A 17,477-nucleotide genomic window follows, 5' to 3' on the forward strand; every position below is an offset into this window, starting at 1 on the left:
GATGTTCAATGATCCCCTGTTGTATCCAGATATGGATTGCGAAGGCCAATGCTGGAGAGCGCCTGTACCTCAAGCGCCTCCATCTCCTCGGCTTCCACGTCGATCATATGGTCATAACCGAGCAAATGAAAAGTCCCGTGAACGATTAGATGCGCAGCATGGTCGGGAACGGCTATGCCTTTTTCGGCTGCCTCGGCCGCGCAGACGCCCGCTGCAAGCACGATATCGCCCAGCAAAACCTCGCCATCGTCGGTATTGGCCATGGCCTCCAGAAGGTCGCGCTGAACCATGGGGAAGGAGAGGACATTTGTCGGTTTGTCCTTACCCCGGTAACTGCGGTTGAGCGACTGGACCTCGTCATCATCGGTCAGTTTGACCGCGATTTCATAGGTCGCCGCCTGCGTGGCATAATCCGCATTGGGGCTGTGGCGCAGGGCAGCGGTCACCGCCTTCAGAGCCAGGGCATCCCAATCCAGCTCAGGCCATTCCGCACTTTCCCGGAGCACCGCGACATCAAGCATCCGGGCCCTCATAAGCCTGGACGATGCGGCCGACGATCGGATGCCGCACAACGTCGGCGATATTGAAGGGCACGACGGCGACACCTTCCACGCCCTCAAGCCGCGCGACGGCATCGGCCAGGCCGGATACGCCGGGCTGGGGAAGATCGACCTGCTTGGGATCGCCGCAAATGACCATCCGGCTGTTCTCGCCGAAGCGGGTGAGGAACATCTTCATCTGGGCAATGGTCGTGTTCTGCGCCTCGTCCAGTACGATGAAGGCGTTGGCCAAAGTGCGGCCGCGCATGAAGGCGAGGGGAGCGATCTCAATCTCGCCGCTGGCGATCCGCCGCTCGACCTGTTCGGCCGGCAGGGTGTCGTACAATGCGTCATAGATCGGACGGAGATAGGGATCGACCTTCTCCTTCATGTCGCCAGGCAGGAAGCCCAGCCGCTCCCCGGCCTCTACCGCAGGGCGGGACAGGATCAGGCGATCCACGCTGCCGGAGATAAGCTGGCTTACCGCCTGCGCGACGGCCAGATAGGTCTTGCCGGTGCCTGCTGGCCCAAGCGCGAAGATCACGTCCTGCCGCGCCAGTTCCTCCATATAGGTAACCTGCGTCGCGGACCGGGGAACAATCGTCTTTTTCCGGGTGCGGATCATCACCTTGGGCGGCTCGGCCACATCATGGCGGATGATGCCGTCCAATGTCGGTTCGGACGACATGGCGATCACGGCCTCGACGGCGCCCGAATCGATCTCCTGGCCCGCGACGATACGGTTGTAGAGGCCGGACAGCACGTCGCGCGCGCGGCCCGCCGCCTCGGCCTCGCCCTCAATCTGCAGCTTGTTGCCCCGCGCGGCGATATAGACGCCCAGCCGATTCTCGATCGCCACCAGATTCTGGTCATATTGGCCGAACAGTGTGCCCAGCAGATGCGGCTTTTCAAAAGTGACTTCCAACCGGGCGCGTTCGCCCGCTTCGGCGCGGATATGTCGCTTGGCCATCAGGCTTTTCTCCCTCCCGTTGGATCCGCCAGAGCGGAAAGCCATCTTCCCTTGTCCGGTCCCTGGCATGATGCTGGCGGACGGGTGGATATGGCGATGGGATTTGGGTTCAAGCGGCTTTCCTCCTCACTAATTCCCCGGCAAGGCTGTTCGGCCCGGCCGAGACGATATCGACATCTATCATGTCCCCGATGACGGCGCCTTCCGCTAGAACATGCACGGACTGCATCCAGGGGGTCTTTCCGACGATCTGACCGGGATGGCGGCCGGGACGTTCCAGCAGGATGCTGGTGCTGCGTCCCACCATTGCCTGGTTGAACTCCACCTGATGGCGATTGATCGCCGCCTGCAGCCGGGCAAGCCGCTCGTCCATCACTTCCGGCGCGATCTGCCGGTCCATGTCGGCGGCCGGCGTGCCGGGCCTGGGGCTATATTTGAAGGAATAGCATTGGGCGTACCGGACCCGCTCGACCAGGGCGAGCGTCGCTTCGAAATCCGCATCGGTTTCTCCGGGGAAACCGACGATGAAGTCGCCGGACAAGGCGATATCCGGCCGGGCGGCACGCACTTTGTCCAATATTGCCAGATAGCTATCCGCCGTATGGCTGCGGTTCATCGCCTTCAAAATCGGATTGGAGCCGGACTGCACGGGCAGATGGAGGAAGGGCATGAGCTTCTCGACCTCGGCATGCGCCGCGATCAGGCCATCGGTCATGTCGTTGGGATGACTGGTGGTGTAACGGATGCGATCAATGCCGGACAGGTCGGCAAGCGCGCGAATCAGGCCGTCGAAACCGATTGCGGCGCCCCGGTCATTATCTTCGCTCCAGGCATTCACATTCTGCCCAAGCAGGGTGATCTCCCGCACCCCGCCATCTATCAGCGCCTTCGCCTCGTCCATGATGGCGGCAAAGGGGCGGCTGATCTCTGCGCCCCGCGTATAGGGCACGACGCAATAGGTGCAGAATTTGTCGCATCCTTCCTGGATCGTCAGGAAGGCGGTCGGGCGGCTTTGCTTGCCGCGGCCCGGCAGTGCGCCGAACTTCGACGCGGCGGGCATGTCGGTGTCCAGCGCTTCCTCGCCGCGCGCCGCTTTGCCTATCAGGTCGGGCAGGCGATGATAGGCCTGCGGACCCACGACAATATCAACGGTCGGCGCGCGCCGGGCAATCTCCGCCCCCTCCGCTTGGGCCACGCAGCCCGCGACAGCGATCATCGGGCGGCTGCCATCCTCACGGCGCAGGCGGCCTATGTCGGAATAGACCTTATCCACCGCTTTTTCGCGAATATGGCAGGTGTTCAGGACAACAATGTCGGCTTCCGATCCTTCAGCAGCCTGTGTCATGCCCTGCGCGCCAAGCATCTCGGCCATGCGCTCGCCATCATAGACGTTCATCTGGCAGCCAAAGGATTTGACGTGGAATGTAGCCGGGGACTTCGGGGCGCGCGTTTGATTCATTGGTCCCTCTATACAGCCGGGAACGAGACCAAGGAAGGCTGGAGACGCGCCTCGATCCTTTTCCTCACTTCGGCCGCTATCGCCTTTCGATCCGGCATATCTTCCGGATCGAAGGGATCGAGGAAGTGAAGGGTTAGCCGCACTTTGCCTTTCCTGCCTAAAATCCGTGTGGCGTTCGCACCAGCGCTTTCGTCGCCATGCCATGCGATTTCCGCCGCTGCGCTTCCATAATCCAGATAGACGGGCTGCACGTCCAGATCGCGGGGCGGGGGCATCATGACGGCGAACAAGGCGGGCTTGAAGGGCAGGAGGGCAAGGCCGTCGCCGGTCGTTCCTTCGGGAAATAATGTGACCGGCTGATGCTCGCGCAGCGCCGAGCGCAGGACATCCACCTGCTCGGTCACGCCTCTGCGGCGCTCCCGCGCGACGAAGATAGTATTATTCTGCGCCGCCAGCCAGCCAATCACCGGCCATTTTTCTATGCCGTCATGGGCGATGAACGCCGTCCCCGTCGCACCGCCCAGCGCAAGGATGTCCATCCAGCTCACATGATTGCAGGCGAAGAACACATCTTTTGTCAGGGGGACACCGGATATGAGCAGGTCAACGCCAACGGCGCGCGCCGCCAGGCCCAGGAAAATGGGCGGCCAGGGAGAGCGCCTCCCCGACAGTTTCCACAGGAGATGCGGGGGAAGGCAGACCAGCAACGCACCCAGCAATGCTGCGATGCGCCGCCATCGGCGCAGCCGACTGCGCAGGTCAGTTCTTCCGGTCGAGGGAAACGCCGTAAAGCTCCATGCGATGATCGACGAGGCGGAACCCCAGCTTTTCGGCGATCTGGCGCTGCAACTGCTCCAGTTCCGGGTCGACAAATTCAATCACATTGCCGGTTTCGACATCGATCAGATGATCGTGATGGGATTCGGGCGCGGCTTCATAGCGGGCGCGTCCATCGCCGAAATCATGCCGTTCCAGAATGCCGGCTTCTTCGAAAAGCCGCACGGTCCGATAGACGGTGGCGATGGAAATGCCGGGATCCACCGCCGAAGCGCGCGCATGAAGTTTCTCAACGTCGGGATGGTCCTCCGCTTCCGATAAAACCTGCGCAATGACCCGGCGCTGTTCGGTAATGCGAAGGCCTTTTTCGGCACAAAGTGCTTCGACATCGATCTTGCGGTTCATTGGTTCCGTTTCCATCTTAACGATAACATGGGGCAGCCTAGCGGCTTTTTTGCGTACGCGAAAGGGAGGGAAACCGTGGCCGGTTCCCTCCCTTTTCCCAAAGCCTCGAAAGCCTTATTTCGCGCCGCGGCGGCGGCGCTTCGTGCCCAGGCCGATCTTCTTCGCCAGGGTGCGGCGCTGCTCTGCATAATTGGGGGCGACCATCGGATAGTCCAGCGGCAGGTTCCACTTGGCCCGGTAATCCTCCGGCGTCATCTGATAATGGGTCATCAGGTGGCGCTTGAGCATCTTCAACTTCTTTCCGTCCTCAAGGCAGACAATATAGTCAGGCTTGATTGACGACCGTACAGATACGGCAGGCTCAAGTTTTACTTCGGGCGCGGCAGGGCTGGCCGAAAGACCGGAAAGCGCGGAATACACATTCTGTATCAGCACCGGCAGATCAGAAACCGCGACGGTATTGTTGGTGACATGTGCGGCGACAATATCTGACGTCAGAGTGATCAGCATTTCATCTTTTGCCGATTCTTGCTCCATTGCCCGATGCTCCTTTTGGTTTTGTGTGACGACCCGGCCCTGAATCATTTGGATTCTCAGGCTTGGACGCGCCGTCAGTAGGCCCATTTCTGCATCAATTCAAGGCGTAGGCATGAAAATCATATCTCAAGACGGAAGCTTAATGCATCATATAGTTTACCGTCGTCGCCGCGATAATAATCAGGTCGCGTATTTACATGCTGGAAACCAGTTTTTCTATACAACGCGACTGCCGGATTATCCGCGCGGACTTCCAGAAACATGGATTTTATGTTGCGCGATCGCGCCGCAGCGACGCTGTGATCCAGCAAAGCCGATCCTATCGCATGCCGTCTCCAGGCGGGGTCCACGGCCAGAAGCAGTAGTTCCGATTCATCGAATATCGAACGGACGAGCGCAAATCCAAGCGTCGCCCCGTCCATTTGCGCCAATGTGAGCCAGCATCCACCCAGGCTTGTCAGGCCCGCAAGCTGCGGCGCCGTCCATGCCTCGCCGAAGGCCGGATCAAAGGCGCGCTCCATGACCGACATCGCCGCCGCCTGCGCGCGCCTGCCGGGGCGTTCATGCAGTATCAGCGTGAGACCGTACATCAACCCGCACCTGCCGGTGTCGCCATCGGCTTCGCATCCGCGCCCCGGCCATAAAGGGGGTGGGGCGGAACCAAGCCATGTTCGGGAATGTGCGGGAACAAGCGGCTGTCAGGATGAAGCGGGACGGCAAGACCATTTCCTCGCGCCGCGCACAGCGCCTCCGCGCCTGAGCCATATATGACTTCTGCCGACACTTGCGCCGCCAGCGCAGCGATCGGGACGGATTCCAGATCGCCACCGGGGGAAAGTTCACTGTCGAACATCTGCCAGAACAGTTCGCCATGCCCGCCAGTAATGGCCACCGCCACCGGCCATTGCTTTGCGCCGTCCTGCCGGGCGGCTGCGGCGATCAGCGTCATCGCGCTGTATCCAGTCAGATCCGCCTGCCAGGCGAAGGCGAGTGCGCGGGCGGCGGCGATGCCGATGCGAACGCCGGTGAAGCTGCCTGGGCCGACATCGACAGCCACCCGATTCGCGCGCCCGCCGCCGGGGAGCGCCGCGATGGCGGGCATCAGCTTTTCGGCATGTCCGCGGCCGGCGATTTCATGATGGTGGGCGATCAGATCGCCATTGTCGAACAGGGCGATCGACAACGCCTGTGTCGCCGTATCGATCACCAATGTCCGCAATGTTCACCCCTGAACCGCATGAAGCTACGCGGTTAGTCGATCCGGTTGAATTTGCCAAATGCCGGGCGGGGCAGGCGATCAAAAATCGTCGCGCGGTCCCCATAGCCAAGTGTCGAGATGAAATTCGACTTTATATTCGGCGTGTCCCCGAAAAAGGCGGCGTCCACCCCGGCATTGTCGAAACCCGACATCGGACCGGTGTCCAGCCCAAGCGCGCGCGCCGCCATGATGAAATAGGCACCCTGCAGCGAACTGTTGCGCAACGCCATGACCTCGCGCACCGCCGGATCGGGAAACCAGTCCTTTATATTCGGAACATGGGGAAACAGCTCCGGCCCCTGTTCATGGAAATCGATATCCATGCCGATGATCACGGAGACAGGCGCTTTCCGAATCTTGTCGCCATTGGTGTTGAGCGCGAGCGCGGCGAGCTTCTCCTTGGCTTCCGGGCTGACGCACCAGACCAGACGGGCGGGCAGAAGGTTGGCCGATGTCGGCCCCATCTTCATCAGGTCCCAGAGGGCGTGAATCTGGTCTTCTGAAACCGGTGTGTCGAGATAGCCGTTGAAACTCCGGGCGGTCAGGAAGATCTGGTCGAGGGATTCCTGCGGCAACGGCTTGGTCATTGGGCGTTTTCCTTGGGTAGGGAGCGTTATAGTGGCGGCCGCGTAGTCACGGAGCGCCCAAACAGGGTGTTCAGACGGCGCGCACTTCGGTCACTTCCGGAACATAATGCTTCAAAAGGGACTCAATGCCCTGCTTGAGCGTCGCGGTGGATGAGGGGCATCCTGCGCACGCGCCCTGCATCTTCAGATAGACCTTGCCGCTGTCGAAGCCGCGATAGATGATATCGCCGCCATCATTGGCCACGGCGGGACGGACGCGGGTTTCGATCAATTCCTTGATCTGCGCGACGATCTCCGCATCCTCCGGGTTGTCGGCCGGCGCATCGTCCGGGACGGAGATGTCAGCGGCGCTGCCAGCGCGGAATAACGGCATGCCAGCGGAAAAATGGTCGAGCAATATGCTGATCACATCCGGCTTCACATCAGTCCAGGCCGCGCCGGGACCTACAGTGACGGACACGAAATCCTGCCCGAAAAACACGCCTGTGACATCGCCGAGGGTGAACAGCGCTTCCGCCAGCGGAGACGCTTCCGCCTCTTGCGCATCCGCAAAGTCCCGCGTGCCGCCTGACATCACCGCCTGTCCAGGCAGAAACTTCAGGGTCGAAGGGTTTGGCGTTGTTTCGGTCTCGATCAGCATGGCCGCTATGTGGGGCGGTTGGCGCGCCAGATCAAGCGAAGTTCTCTCGACTTTCTGCCCGTCGGTGTGTCTGGCCCCCTTAGGCTGGAACCCTATGGCCGGTGAGGGATTGGTTTCATACTGAACCGATGGAGAGAAAGATGAGCAGCCAAGCCGAAATCAAGCAGCGTTTCTGGAAGGAACTGGCCGAAAGTCCTTATCTGATGGTGGCTCTGGATGGCGGCCATCAGCACAGTGTGCCCATGACCGCACAACTGGACAAGAATGCGGATCATGCCTTCTGGTTCTACACCTCCAGGGACAACCGGCTCGCCGGCGGCGGCCCTGCCATGGCCCAATTTGCGGATCAGGGACATCATCTGTTCGCCTGCATCGCCGGAACGCTGGTCGAGGAGACCGATCCGGCCGTCATTGACCGATATTGGTCCAACGAAGTCGCGGCCTGGTATCCCGGCGGACGCGACGATCCCAACCTCCTGATGCTGCGTTTCGAACTGGGCGACGCAGAGATTTGGCTGGCCGATATGTCCCTGAAGGGCATTTTCCGCATGATGATCGGCAAATCCGTCGCCGCAGAGGAGAAGGGCAAGCATGCGGAGGTGGCCCTGTAGGGTCCTCGAACGATGTCCTACGAAGTTGCGGAAGTTGCGGGTATCGGACGTATGTCGTCCCGCAACTTCCGCGCCGGGCTTCCATATCTTGGGAAGATTCCGATAAGGGTATGAAAAAGAAAGCTTTTTCTTTATAATCCGGCATAGTCTGGTGGCCCTGTAGTAAAGCCCAAGGATGACTTGATGGGGCGATTGTAGGACAGGCAAATATGCGAATTGGACTGTCCGGCAATCGTCCATCCATAGCCTGTTCTTCTCCTGCAGGCTCTCAAAGGTTGCGTTTCGCTATTGAAACCGCTTGCATTTTTGCCGCGCCGCCGCCATATGCGCCGCAGCGCAGCAACCGGGCCATTTCGGCCCCGTAGCGATTGGCAGCGTGATCGTCCCAGCTCCCGAAGGGCAAAGGACCGGCCAATGACCTGCGCTTTGCCTGAGGCTTCCCTTTTCACGCGGGTCGTTTCGTAACCCGCCTTGCGCCCGGTGTGCGTCTGCATGCCGTGAGCGCATCGCTCACATGTGAGTATCTAACTTGACCGAATTTAAGGACCTTGGCCTCGCCGAGCCGATTTTGAAGGCGCTCGCCGCCAAGAATTATTCCGTTCCGACGCCTATCCAGACGCAGGCCATTCCCGCGCTGCTCGACGGCCGCGATCTGTGCGGCATCGCCCAGACAGGCACTGGCAAGACGGCGGCCTTCGCGCTGCCTTCGCTGGACTATTTCCATCATCATCCCAAGCATACGCCGCAAAAGGCGTGCCGGATGCTGGTGCTCTCGCCCACCCGCGAGCTTGCCGCGCAGATCGCCGACAGCTTCCGCGACTATGCCCGCTTCATGAAGCTGACGGTCGCGACGGTGTTCGGCGGCGTGCCGATCAACCGGCAGATCAATCAGCTTCGCGGCGGCGTTGACATCCTGGTCGCCACGCCGGGCCGCCTGCTGGATTTGATCGATCAGCGCGCCCTGACGATCGGCCATGTGGAAATCTTCGTGCTCGACGAGGCCGACCAGATGATGGACCTGGGCTTCATCCAGCCCCTGAAGCGCATCGACCGCATGCTGCCCAAGGACCGGCAGAGCCTGTTCTTCTCCGCCACCATGCCCAAGGCGATCGCCGATCTGGGCGCGCAGTTCCTGAACGATCCGGTGCGCGTCTCGGTCGCGCCGCAATCGACCACAGCCGAGCGCGTCCGCCAATATGGCAGCTTCGTCAACCAGGGCGAGAAGCAGGCGCTGCTGACCCTGACCATCAAGGGCGAACCGATCGACCGAGCGCTCATCTTCACCCGCACCAAGCATGGCGCCGACAAGGTTGTGCGCGGCCTGGAAGGCGCTGGCATCCGGGCGATGGCGATCCATGGCAACAAGAGCCAGGCGCAGCGCACCACGGCGTTGCAGGCGTTTCGTTCCGGCGAGATCAAGCTGCTGGTCGCGACGGACATCGCCGCGCGCGGCATTGACGTGTCGGGCGTCAGCCATGTGATCAATTTCGAACTGCCGAACGTGCCGGAGCAATATGTGCACCGCATTGGCCGGACGGCGCGTGCCGGGGCGGAGGGCATCGCCATCAGTTTTATCGCTGATGATGAGCGGCCCTACCTCAAGTCCATCGAGCGCGCGACGCGCGTGAAGCTGGAAATCGTGCCCTTGCCGGAGAATTTCTCCGAAGCTGTGCGCAACCTGCCCAAGCCAGCGCCTCGCGCCGTCACCACTGGCGAGCGCGGCCGTTCGCACAATGGCGGCCGGGGAAGCTCCGAGCGGGCGCACCGTCCTGAGGGCGATCGTCCGCGCAAACCGTTCCGCGGCCGGCGCAACGGCGTTGGCGCGCACAAGGGCGCTGTGCAACGCACGGGCGGCTCGCGATAGGCTGATCCGCCGGCCCCCGCCCGGAGCAGGCGCGGGGGCCGGACTGGACCATGGCCGGATCATAACCGGACATCGCCCGACCGCTTTGTCAGTGGTTATTCAGAAAAATGGCGCTAGGTTCCTGCGCCTATGACATCTTCCTTCCGGCGCACAGCCGCCTCCGCGTCCATCCTCGCTATCCTGCTTGCCGGCTCCGCGCCGCCTGCCTTGGCCAATGCGTCGCCCATCGCCTCCACCAAACAGGGCATCGCCACCGCGCAGAAGCGCCCCTGGCTCTATGAAAATAGCGACGTGCCGATCGACCCGGAATGGCTGTTCGGCGAACTGCCCAACGGCCTGCGCTACGCCATCCGGCGCAACGGCGTGCCTCCGGGGCAGGTATCCATCCGCCTGCGGATTGACGCGGGCGCGCTCATGGAAAGGCCGGAGGAGCGCGGCTTCGCCCATTATATGGAGCATCTGACTTTTCGTGGGTCGAAGCATGTTCCCGATGGCGAGTCCAAGCGCATCTGGCAAAGGCTGGGCGTGACCTTCGGCAGCGACAGCAATGCGCAAACGACCGCGACCGGCACCACCTATGCGCTCGATCTGCCGCAGGCCAGCCCGGAGGGCCTGGACGAGAGCATGAAGATTCTCTCTGGCATGATGACGGAACCTAATATCGTCGACGGCGCCGTCAATGCGGAACGCGCCGTGGTTCTCGCCGAAATGCGCGAGTCCACTGGTCCCCAGTCGCGGATAGCGGACGCCAGCCGCAAATTCTTCTTCGCCGGGCAGCCAATGGCCGAACGCTCCCCCATCGGCACGGCCGCCACCCTGAACGCCGCGACCGCCGCGGCGATGGAGGCGTTTCATCAGCGCTGGTATCGCCCGGAAAACGCAGTGATCTCCATTGCGGGCGATGCCGATCCGGCGGCCATGGAAGCGCTGGTGAAGAAGCATTTTTCCGCCTGGACCGTGCCCGGAAAGGCCGAACCAATCCCCGATTTCGGGGATCCAAGCCCCAAATATCCGGCGGCAGCCGTGGTTGTGGAGCCGGGCATCCCAACCGGCATCAATCTGGCGTGGGAGCGCCCATGGCGCCCGCGCGCCGACACCATCGTCTATAATCAGGGCAAGCTGACCGACATGCTGGCGCTGCAGATGATCAACCGCCGTCTGGAACAGGCGGCAAGGGCAGGGGGCAGCTTCCTGCAGGCCAGCGTAGATCAGCAGGATGTCGCCCGGTCCGTGGACGGGACCTTCGTCACCATCCTGCCTTCCGGCGCGGATTGGGAAAAGGCGCTGAACGATGTGCGCGCGATCATTGAGGATGCGAAGGCGACCCCGCCGACGCAAACGGAGATCGACCGCGAATATGCGCAGTTCGACACCGCTCTGGCCATTCAGGTGGAAAATCAGGATACGGAGGCTGGGTCCAAACAGGCGTCTGACATGGTCAGCGCTGTCGATATCCGGGAAACCACGGTCAGCTCGCAGGCGGCCCTCGACATTTTCCGCTCCGGCAAGCCCGGCATGACGCCGCAGGCGATGCTGGAATCCACCCGCAGGCTCTTTTCCGCCGATGTGGTGCGCGCATTACTGATGACGCCCACGGCTATTCCGGGCGCGCAGGAGAAGTTGACGGCGGCTCTCGCGGCCCAGGTGGAGGCGGCCAAGAACGCCCGCCTCGCCGACGGCACTGTAACGATGGACGACCTGCCCAAATTCGGCCCGCCCGCCACGGTCGTCTCGCGCGTTCCGGCTGGCGGCCTCAACGGGATGGAGATCATTACTTTCTCCAACGGCGTGAAGCTGACCCTGTTCGCCAATGATGCGGAGACGGAGAAGGTGCGCATCAATGTGCGCTTCGGCCATGGACAGCAGGATTTCTCGCCCACCAATCCCGTGCCGTCATGGGCGGCGGGCTATGCCCTGGTGGCGAGCGGCATCGGCAAGCTGGGGCAGCGCGAACTGGATGACCTGACCAATGGCCGCCGCCTCGACTTCGGTTTTTCCATCGATGACGATGCGTTTGAATTTGCGGCCGTCACCCGGCCGGCGGATTATGCCGATCAACTTCGCCTGTTTGCAGCGAAACTGGCGGAGCCGCGCTGGGACCCTGCGCCGATCGCGCGGTTGAAGGCGGGGATCACCGCCGCCTATGACACCATGTCCTCCTCACCCGACGGCGTGCTTAGCAGGGACCTCAACTGGCTGCTTCGCGACAAGGACGTGCGCTACCGTACGCCCGACAAGGCGGAGATTGCCGCGCTGACCCCGGAGCAATTCCGCAAGACATGGGAACCGATCCTCGCCTCCGGTCCGATCGAGATCCAGATTTTCGGGCAGGTGAAGGCGGATGATGCAATAGCAAAGGTCGCCGCCACATTCGGCGCTCTCCCGCAGCGCAAGGAGCAGCCGGTGCCCGCCGCCAACCGGCGGATGCGCTTCCCCGCGCATAATGACAAGCCGCTGGTCCTGCGCCACAGCGGCGACAAGGATCAGGCTTCGGCCGTTATGGCCTGGCCAACGTCAGGCGGGTTTGCAGCCTCCAGGGAGAGCCGGCAGCTCGAAATCCTGACCCAGATATTCAATGACCGGCTTTTTGAAGGGCTGCGGGCGACCGACGGCGCGGCCTATTCGCCAAGCGTCCAGAATAACTGGCCTTTCTCCTATGACAGCGGCGGCTACATCCTGGTGAACAGCCAGATCAAGCCGGAGAAGATCGGCTATTTCTTCAAGCTCATCAAGGATACGGCCGCCAATCTGGCCTCCAAACCGGTCGATGACGACGAGCTACAGCGTGCGGTCGCGCCGATGCGGCAATTGCTGTCACGCGCCAGCACCGGCAACGCCTTCTGGATGTCGCAGATGGAAGGGGCGACCCGCGATCCGCGCTATATCGACGTCATGAAAAGCATGGGTCCCGATATGCTGGACGTGACCCCCGCCGACATCCAGGCGCTGGCGAAGAAATATCTCGTGCCCGGCAAGAGCTGGTCCGCGATGGTTCTGCCGGACGGCGTAGAGGCGGGGAAGTAAGCGGGAACGCGCTGCCGTTTCACTTGGGCAAAAAACATCCGTTCGCTTCGAGCGAAGTCGAGAAGCTAGCGCGAAACCGGGGAACAAGCATGCTCCTGCGAAAGCAGGAGCCCAGTCCCACCGTCTGAACTGGACTCCTGCTTTCGCAGGAGCACGTTCACTTTGCCGTCCGTTCGCCCTGAGCCTGTCGAAGCTTCGAACGAGTCACGCGCCTCGTTCGAACCTGAGCGCCTGCCTTGGCAGGCAGTCAAAGGGGGCTGCCCTTCTCGTCGAGGGAAAGTGTGCAGCTTCGACAGGTTCAGCCCGAACGGTTTTATCTGAAGCCCGCCGCAAGCCTCAAAGCACGTACCGGCTCAAATCCGTGTTCTTCGCCACGCCCTCAAGCTGCTTGCGCACATAGTCGCCATCCACGACGAGCGTCTCGCCCACCCGGTCCTCGGCGTCGAAGCTGACATCCTCCAACAGCTTTTCCATCACCGTCTGCAGCCGGCGCGCGCCGATATTCTCGACCTGCTCGTTCACGTCGGCGGCGATCTTCGCCACAGCGCGAATGCCGTCCTCGCGAAGATCTATGGTCACGCCCTCGGTCGCCAGCAGCGCCTTATATTGTTCTGCCAACGACGCCTTGGTGTCGGAGAGGATCGCGACGAAATCCTCCTCGGTCAGCGCTTTCAGCTCCACCCGGATCGGCAAGCGGCCCTGCAGTTCGGGCAGCAGGTCGCTCGGCTTGGCGACGTGGAAGGCGCCGGACGCGATAAACAGGATATGGTCGGTCTTGAGCGGGCCATATTTGGTGGCAACGGTCGTTCCTTCGATCAGCGGCAGCAGGTCGCGCTGCACGCCTTCGCGGCTGACCGATCCGCCGCGCACGTCGCTGACGGCGATCTTGTCGACCTCATCGAGAAAGACGATGCCATTCTGTTCTGCGCTGGCGATGGCGACGCGGGCGACATCATCCTGGTCCAGCCGCTTGTCCTGCTCCTCCTCGACCAGCTTGTCCCAGGCGTCAGCGACGCGCAGGCGGCGGCGCTTCTTCTGTTGCTGACCGAACGCCTTGCTCATCATGTCGGACAGGTTGATCATCCCGACCTGTCCGCCCATGCCCGGTATCTCCATCGGCATGTTCGGGGCGTCGGCGACTTCCACCTCGACCTCGACGTCGTTCATCTGGTTCGCTTCGATCTTCTGGCGGAAGGACAGGCGCGTCGCCTCGCTTGCTTCCTTGCCGGTCAGGGCGTCGAGCAGGCGGTTCATCGCTGCTTCGGATGCTGCCTCCCGAACGGATTCCCGGCGGCGGTCCCGCTCCAGCCGGATCGCCTCCTCCACCAGATCGCGCACGATTTGCTCCACGTCGCGCCCGACATAGCCGACCTCGGTGAACTTGGTCGCCTCGACCTTTACGAAGGGGGCGTCGGCCAGCTTGGCGAGGCGGCGGCTGATCTCCGTCTTGCCGCAGCCCGTGGGGCCGATCATCAGGATATTCTTGGGCGTCACCTCGTCGCGCAGCGCCGCGTCGAGCTTCTGCCGCCGCCAGCGGTTGCGCAGCGCCACGGCCACGGCGCGCTTGGCGTCCTTCTGGCCGATGATATGGGCGTCAAGCGCGGCAACAATGGCTTTGGGGGTCAGATTGTCGTTCATATTGCTAAGAAATCCGTTCGCCCTGAGCTTGTCGGAGGGCTGTGCTTTTTTCAAGGGAAGGGCAGGGCTTCGAAAGGCTCAGCCCGAACCGAACCTAGGTCGCGCTATCCAGGCTTTCGACGGTCAACTGATCGTTGGTGTAGACGCAAAGGTCGCCCGCGATAGCCATCGCCTTGCGCGCGATCGTTTCCGGGTCCTTCTCATAATCGACCAGGGCGCGGGCGGCGGCGAGGGCGTAATTACCACCCGAACCTATCGCGGCGACACCGCCGACCGGCTCCAGCACATCGCCATTGCCGGTCAGGATCAGCGTAACTTCCTTGTCGGCGACGATCATCATCGCCTCCAGATTGCGCAGATATTTGTCCGTCCGCCAATCCTTGGCGAGTTCGACCGCGGCCCGCATCAACTGGCCATTATGCCGCTCCAGCTTCGCCTCCAGCCGTTCGAACAGAGTGAAGGCGTCGGCCGTCGCGCCAGCGAAACCGCCAATGACCGATCCGTCATGCAGCCGGCGCACCTTCTTCGCATTGGGTTTCATGATCGTCTGGCCCATGCTGACCTGGCCGTCGCCTGCGACGATGACCTTGCCTTCTTTCCGAACCGACATGATGGTTGTGCCGTGCCAGGTGGGCATGGCGCTATGCTGTGTTCCGCTCATGGCCAGCATATGGGTGGTGTTTTGAACGGACGCAAGCGGGCGCAGGCGGCGGCGGCTTGTCGCAGGGGAAACGCCATCTGGCGCAACCTGTCCCAAATTGACGCACCTGCATCACCCTTCATCGAAAACCGTCTTGATCCAAGACGATGGCCATTGTGCAATGCAGCAACGGCTATCCCGGCCGACTCGTTGATGGAGGTTTCGCGCATGTCGTTGAAGGCCAGAGCACAGGAAAAGATCGAGCGGGCGGGGATCGCCAACTATTCCTTCGATCATGATGTTCTGGTGATGTGCGGCGTTCGTTATGAGATTCACGCCTGCGCCTGCGGGGAGGCGGATTGTGATGGAGTGCAGCTCCACCGCGCGCCCTATGCGGGCCTTGGCGGCGGCACGCTGCAATAAGGCCGCATGCCGCCCGCCTGACCATCTACTGCGTCAGTTGATGACTTCCTTGCCCTTGCGTCCGACCGACTCGATGTCCCGTCCGGCGCCCTGAACGGTGTTGCAGGCGGTCAGGGCAACCAGCCCCAATGTCACGAGGGTCAGGGCAATCTTCCGTTTCATCGTCGCTTGTCTCCGTAGTTCTGCAACCGTAATCTTTGCATAGCCAAAGGGACCGGCGGGGAAAAGGGTTACTGAGCAGAGGGATGCCCGCGCTTCCCTTGACTCCCGTCCCGCCCGGTGCCAATGGCGGCTCCCTCCGGAAACGGGGGCGCGTAGCTCAGTGGTAGAGCACACCCTTCACACGGGTGGGGTCGCAAGTTCAATCCTTGCCGCGCCCACCACTAAATCGCCTTATATCAAAGCGATTTAGTGGAATTTTGGCCAAGCGGCCATCCCAATATCGCCATGAACAATGCGGGAACAAACCGCAAGTTTCGACGCTCGCTCGTACAAAACCCGTACGAACATGCAGCGAGGCGCGGCTCTCCCCCTCCACCATAGGAGGGGAGGGATGCTGACCGACGACCTCGACACCATCGCCGCGAACAGCTTCCGCAATTTCCATGCAAAGGGCTTGGATTACCTCTGCCTGCACAGGTCACCGGAACTGACGATCAAGGCATATTTCTATGACGTCGCGGGCGCTCTGACGCCGGAAGTCGTGAACCCGCATGACCACCGCTATCCGTTCTCGACGCACGTGCTGGCGGGCGCGAGCGAGCATTTGCGCTATTACATCTCCAACCACACGCCAGAGGCCAATTACGAATGCTTTCATTGGCGGACACCGCTTCTGGGAGGCGATGGGTTTCAATATCTATATCCCATTTGGCTGGCCATGTCGTCGCATCAGCGGCATCGTGCAGGCGGGAAATATGCCAGCTATTGGTGCGATGCTGAAGAGATTCACACCATCCGCATCACCCAGCCGGATACGATATTGCTGCTATACCAGCATGAAGATGTGGTCGGCGACAATCCGACGATGACATTTGTGCCCGTAGAGAGCGGCAAAGAGCCCCCGGCGCTGGCTGGACTGTACGACCGCATGCCCCTGTCGGTCGCCGAAAGCAGGCTGAAACAGTTCCGCGCCGCCCTCGCCAAAGCCTCTACGGGAGGCGGAGAATGAGCGCGGGCCGTCGCATCTGGATCGCGCTCATGGTCGCGCTCGTCGCCATGTTCTTTGCCAAGGGCATGGGCATACCGCTCTGGCGGGATTGGGACATAGGCGACCAGGCCGACATAGCGCTCTGCACGTTCTGCGCGATCTATAGCCTGCTGCGGCCCAACACTTCGCATGGAGACGGCCATGAGTGAGTTATCGTCCCGCATAGCGCGGTTCCGCAGGCGCATTCCTTGTCTGCTCGGCTTCCATGAGTGGCGGCTGTCAAAGTTCATGGTCCTGGGCAGCTTGGAACGCGACGAGGTTTGCGATCGGTGTTGGAAGCAGCGGAGGGCTAAGCCATGAGTGAGTTATCCACCCGCCTAGAAGCCCTTACCGGTCCAAGCAGGGAAGTGCCACTGGCTCAGCAGATCGTCGAAGCGTTGTCCGCGTCCTTGGGTGACGCCATCTTCGCGACGGAACTAGCCTTCTGCCAAGGCGCGCGCCGCTGCGACCTATGGACGATCAGCGCCAACTCATCAGCGGGGTTTAAGGCGCGCGCTTACGAGGTGAAAATCTCCCGCGCGGACTTCCGGCGTGACAGCGCGATTAAGCAGCGGGAAGCACGGCTATTCTCCGATCAGTTCTTCTACGTCACGCCCGCCGGGATGATGAAGCCGGACGAGATACCCGATTGGGCGGGGTTGATCGAATATGGTGATGGCAAGTTCAAGACCATTATCCACGCGCCCTACCGCGACAAGGATGCGCCCACATGGGAACTGGTCGTCTCGCTGATCCGCAACAGTGGCAACGTCAACCGCGACACCGACCTCTTGAAGCTGCGGCTACGCAATGCCGAGCGGCAGATAGCCCACGCACGCAAGAGCATCGAAAATCAGGGGCGCAAAGCATGGGAGTTCGGCCTGTGACCCCCGCCCTTGCTCTTGCCAGTGCAGCA

At 61.7% G+C, this 17,477-nt stretch carries 20 protein-coding genes and 1 tRNA gene; 8 read left to right on the forward strand and 13 right to left on the reverse strand.

What is annotated here, in order from left to right; genetic code table 11:
• Window positions 1–5: 5 nt before the first annotated feature.
• The 10 genes from ybeY to KFK14_RS11125 all read right to left on the reverse strand — a co-directional run bounded on the left by ybeY (window position 6) and on the right by KFK14_RS11125 (window position 7,172).
• Window positions 6–521 (reverse strand): rRNA maturation RNase YbeY, encoded by a 516-nt coding sequence (ybeY, locus tag KFK14_RS11080; RefSeq protein ID WP_212610831.1) that lies wholly within the window; start codon window positions 519–521, stop codon window positions 6–8.
• The gene (locus KFK14_RS11085) at window positions 514–1,509 is read right to left on the reverse strand and encodes a PhoH family protein (RefSeq protein WP_070154578.1); all 996 of its coding nucleotides are present in this window, start codon (window positions 1,507–1,509) and stop codon (window positions 514–516) included. The genes ybeY and KFK14_RS11085 overlap by 8 nt, the downstream gene beginning before the upstream one ends.
• A 109-nt stretch (window positions 1,510–1,618) precedes the next feature.
• The gene (gene miaB / locus KFK14_RS11090; protein WP_212610832.1) at window positions 1,619–2,968 is read right to left on the reverse strand and encodes a tRNA (N6-isopentenyl adenosine(37)-C2)-methylthiotransferase MiaB; all 1,350 of its coding nucleotides are present in this window, start codon (window positions 2,966–2,968) and stop codon (window positions 1,619–1,621) included.
• 8 nt (window positions 2,969–2,976) lie between these two features.
• Complete coding sequence (locus KFK14_RS11095) at window positions 2,977–3,537, reverse strand: lysophospholipid acyltransferase family protein (RefSeq protein ID WP_343227814.1); 561 nt, start codon at window positions 3,535–3,537, stop codon at window positions 2,977–2,979.
• A 190-nt stretch (window positions 3,538–3,727) separates the two neighbouring features.
• Entirely contained in the window at window positions 3,728–4,150 is a 423-nt protein-coding gene (locus KFK14_RS11100; RefSeq protein ID WP_070154647.1) for a Fur family transcriptional regulator, read from the reverse strand.
• Between the two features lie 114 nt (window positions 4,151–4,264).
• Window positions 4,265–4,687 (reverse strand): Ros/MucR family transcriptional regulator, encoded by a 423-nt coding sequence (locus KFK14_RS11105; protein WP_070154582.1) that lies wholly within the window; start codon window positions 4,685–4,687, stop codon window positions 4,265–4,267.
• Between the two features lie 119 nt (window positions 4,688–4,806).
• Window positions 4,807–5,277, reverse strand: coding sequence for a ribosomal protein S18-alanine N-acetyltransferase (rimI, locus tag KFK14_RS11110; protein WP_070154584.1), 471 nt, complete (start codon window positions 5,275–5,277; stop codon window positions 4,807–4,809).
• Window positions 5,277–5,906, reverse strand: coding sequence for a tRNA (adenosine(37)-N6)-threonylcarbamoyltransferase complex dimerization subunit type 1 TsaB (gene tsaB / locus KFK14_RS11115; RefSeq protein WP_212610833.1), 630 nt, complete (start codon window positions 5,904–5,906; stop codon window positions 5,277–5,279). The genes rimI and tsaB overlap by 1 nt, the downstream gene beginning before the upstream one ends.
• A gap of 32 nt (window positions 5,907–5,938) precedes the next feature.
• Window positions 5,939–6,532 (reverse strand): malonic semialdehyde reductase, encoded by a 594-nt coding sequence (locus tag KFK14_RS11120; RefSeq protein WP_212610834.1) that lies wholly within the window; start codon window positions 6,530–6,532, stop codon window positions 5,939–5,941.
• 70 nt (window positions 6,533–6,602) lie between these two features.
• Complete coding sequence (locus tag KFK14_RS11125) at window positions 6,603–7,172, reverse strand: NifU family protein (protein ID WP_070154590.1); 570 nt, start codon at window positions 7,170–7,172, stop codon at window positions 6,603–6,605.
• Window positions 7,173–7,312: 140 nt separating this feature from the next.
• Between KFK14_RS11125 and KFK14_RS11130 the strand changes: the two genes are divergently transcribed.
• The 3 genes from KFK14_RS11130 (at window position 7,313) to KFK14_RS11140 (ending at window position 12,671) form a co-directional block, all read left to right on the forward strand.
• Window positions 7,313–7,783 (forward strand): pyridoxamine 5'-phosphate oxidase family protein, encoded by a 471-nt coding sequence (locus tag KFK14_RS11130; protein ID WP_070154592.1) that lies wholly within the window; start codon window positions 7,313–7,315, stop codon window positions 7,781–7,783.
• 529 nt (window positions 7,784–8,312) lie between these two features.
• Complete coding sequence (locus KFK14_RS11135) at window positions 8,313–9,647, forward strand: DEAD/DEAH box helicase (RefSeq protein ID WP_212610835.1); 1,335 nt, start codon at window positions 8,313–8,315, stop codon at window positions 9,645–9,647.
• Between the two features lie 129 nt (window positions 9,648–9,776).
• Window positions 9,777–12,671 carry a M16 family metallopeptidase gene (locus KFK14_RS11140; protein WP_212610836.1) on the forward strand — a complete coding sequence of 965 codons (2,895 nt, stop codon included), beginning with the start codon at window positions 9,777–9,779 and terminating at the stop codon, window positions 12,669–12,671.
• 336 nt (window positions 12,672–13,007) lie between these two features.
• Here KFK14_RS11140 and hslU read toward each other — a convergent pair whose 3' ends face one another.
• Window positions 13,008–14,309, reverse strand: a complete 1,302-nt coding sequence (gene hslU, locus KFK14_RS11145) for an ATP-dependent protease ATPase subunit HslU (RefSeq protein WP_212610837.1) — start codon at window positions 14,307–14,309, stop codon at window positions 13,008–13,010.
• 94 nt (window positions 14,310–14,403) lie between these two features.
• Window positions 14,404–14,946: an ATP-dependent protease subunit HslV gene (hslV, locus tag KFK14_RS11150; RefSeq protein WP_139139226.1), complete on the reverse strand. Its 543-nt coding sequence runs from the start codon at window positions 14,944–14,946 to the stop codon at window positions 14,404–14,406.
• 231 nt (window positions 14,947–15,177) lie between these two features.
• Here hslV and KFK14_RS11155 point away from each other — a divergent pair, with 231 nt between their 5' ends.
• Window positions 15,178–15,372, forward strand: coding sequence for a hypothetical protein (locus tag KFK14_RS11155; RefSeq protein ID WP_212610838.1), 195 nt, complete (start codon window positions 15,178–15,180; stop codon window positions 15,370–15,372).
• Between the two features lie 33 nt (window positions 15,373–15,405).
• On the opposite strand, the gene KFK14_RS11160 is transcribed toward KFK14_RS11155, so the two are convergent.
• Complete coding sequence (locus KFK14_RS11160) at window positions 15,406–15,534, reverse strand: entericidin A/B family lipoprotein (protein ID WP_212610839.1); 129 nt, start codon at window positions 15,532–15,534, stop codon at window positions 15,406–15,408.
• Between the two features lie 146 nt (window positions 15,535–15,680).
• Here KFK14_RS11160 and KFK14_RS11165 point away from each other — a divergent pair.
• From KFK14_RS11165 to KFK14_RS11180, 4 genes are all read left to right on the forward strand, one after another.
• Window positions 15,681–15,755 (forward strand) — tRNA-Val (locus KFK14_RS11165).
• Window positions 15,756–15,925: 170 nt separating this feature from the next.
• On the forward strand, window positions 15,926–16,543 hold the full coding sequence (locus KFK14_RS11170; RefSeq protein ID WP_212610840.1) for a hypothetical protein: 618 nt from the start codon (window positions 15,926–15,928) through the stop codon (window positions 16,541–16,543).
• A complete protein-coding gene (locus KFK14_RS11175) occupies window positions 16,540–16,731 on the forward strand; it encodes a hypothetical protein (RefSeq protein WP_212610841.1) in 192 nt (63 codons plus the stop codon). Before KFK14_RS11170 ends, KFK14_RS11175 begins: the two co-directional genes overlap by 4 nt.
• A gap of 147 nt (window positions 16,732–16,878) precedes the next feature.
• Entirely contained in the window at window positions 16,879–17,448 is a 570-nt protein-coding gene (locus KFK14_RS11180; RefSeq protein WP_212610842.1) for an MmcB family DNA repair protein, read from the forward strand.
• Window positions 17,449–17,477: the final 29 nt, after the last annotated feature.

Source organism: Sphingobium phenoxybenzoativorans (genome assembly GCF_018286635.1).
In the GTDB taxonomy this organism is placed as follows: Bacteria; Pseudomonadota; Alphaproteobacteria; order Sphingomonadales; family Sphingomonadaceae; genus Sphingobium; species Sphingobium phenoxybenzoativorans.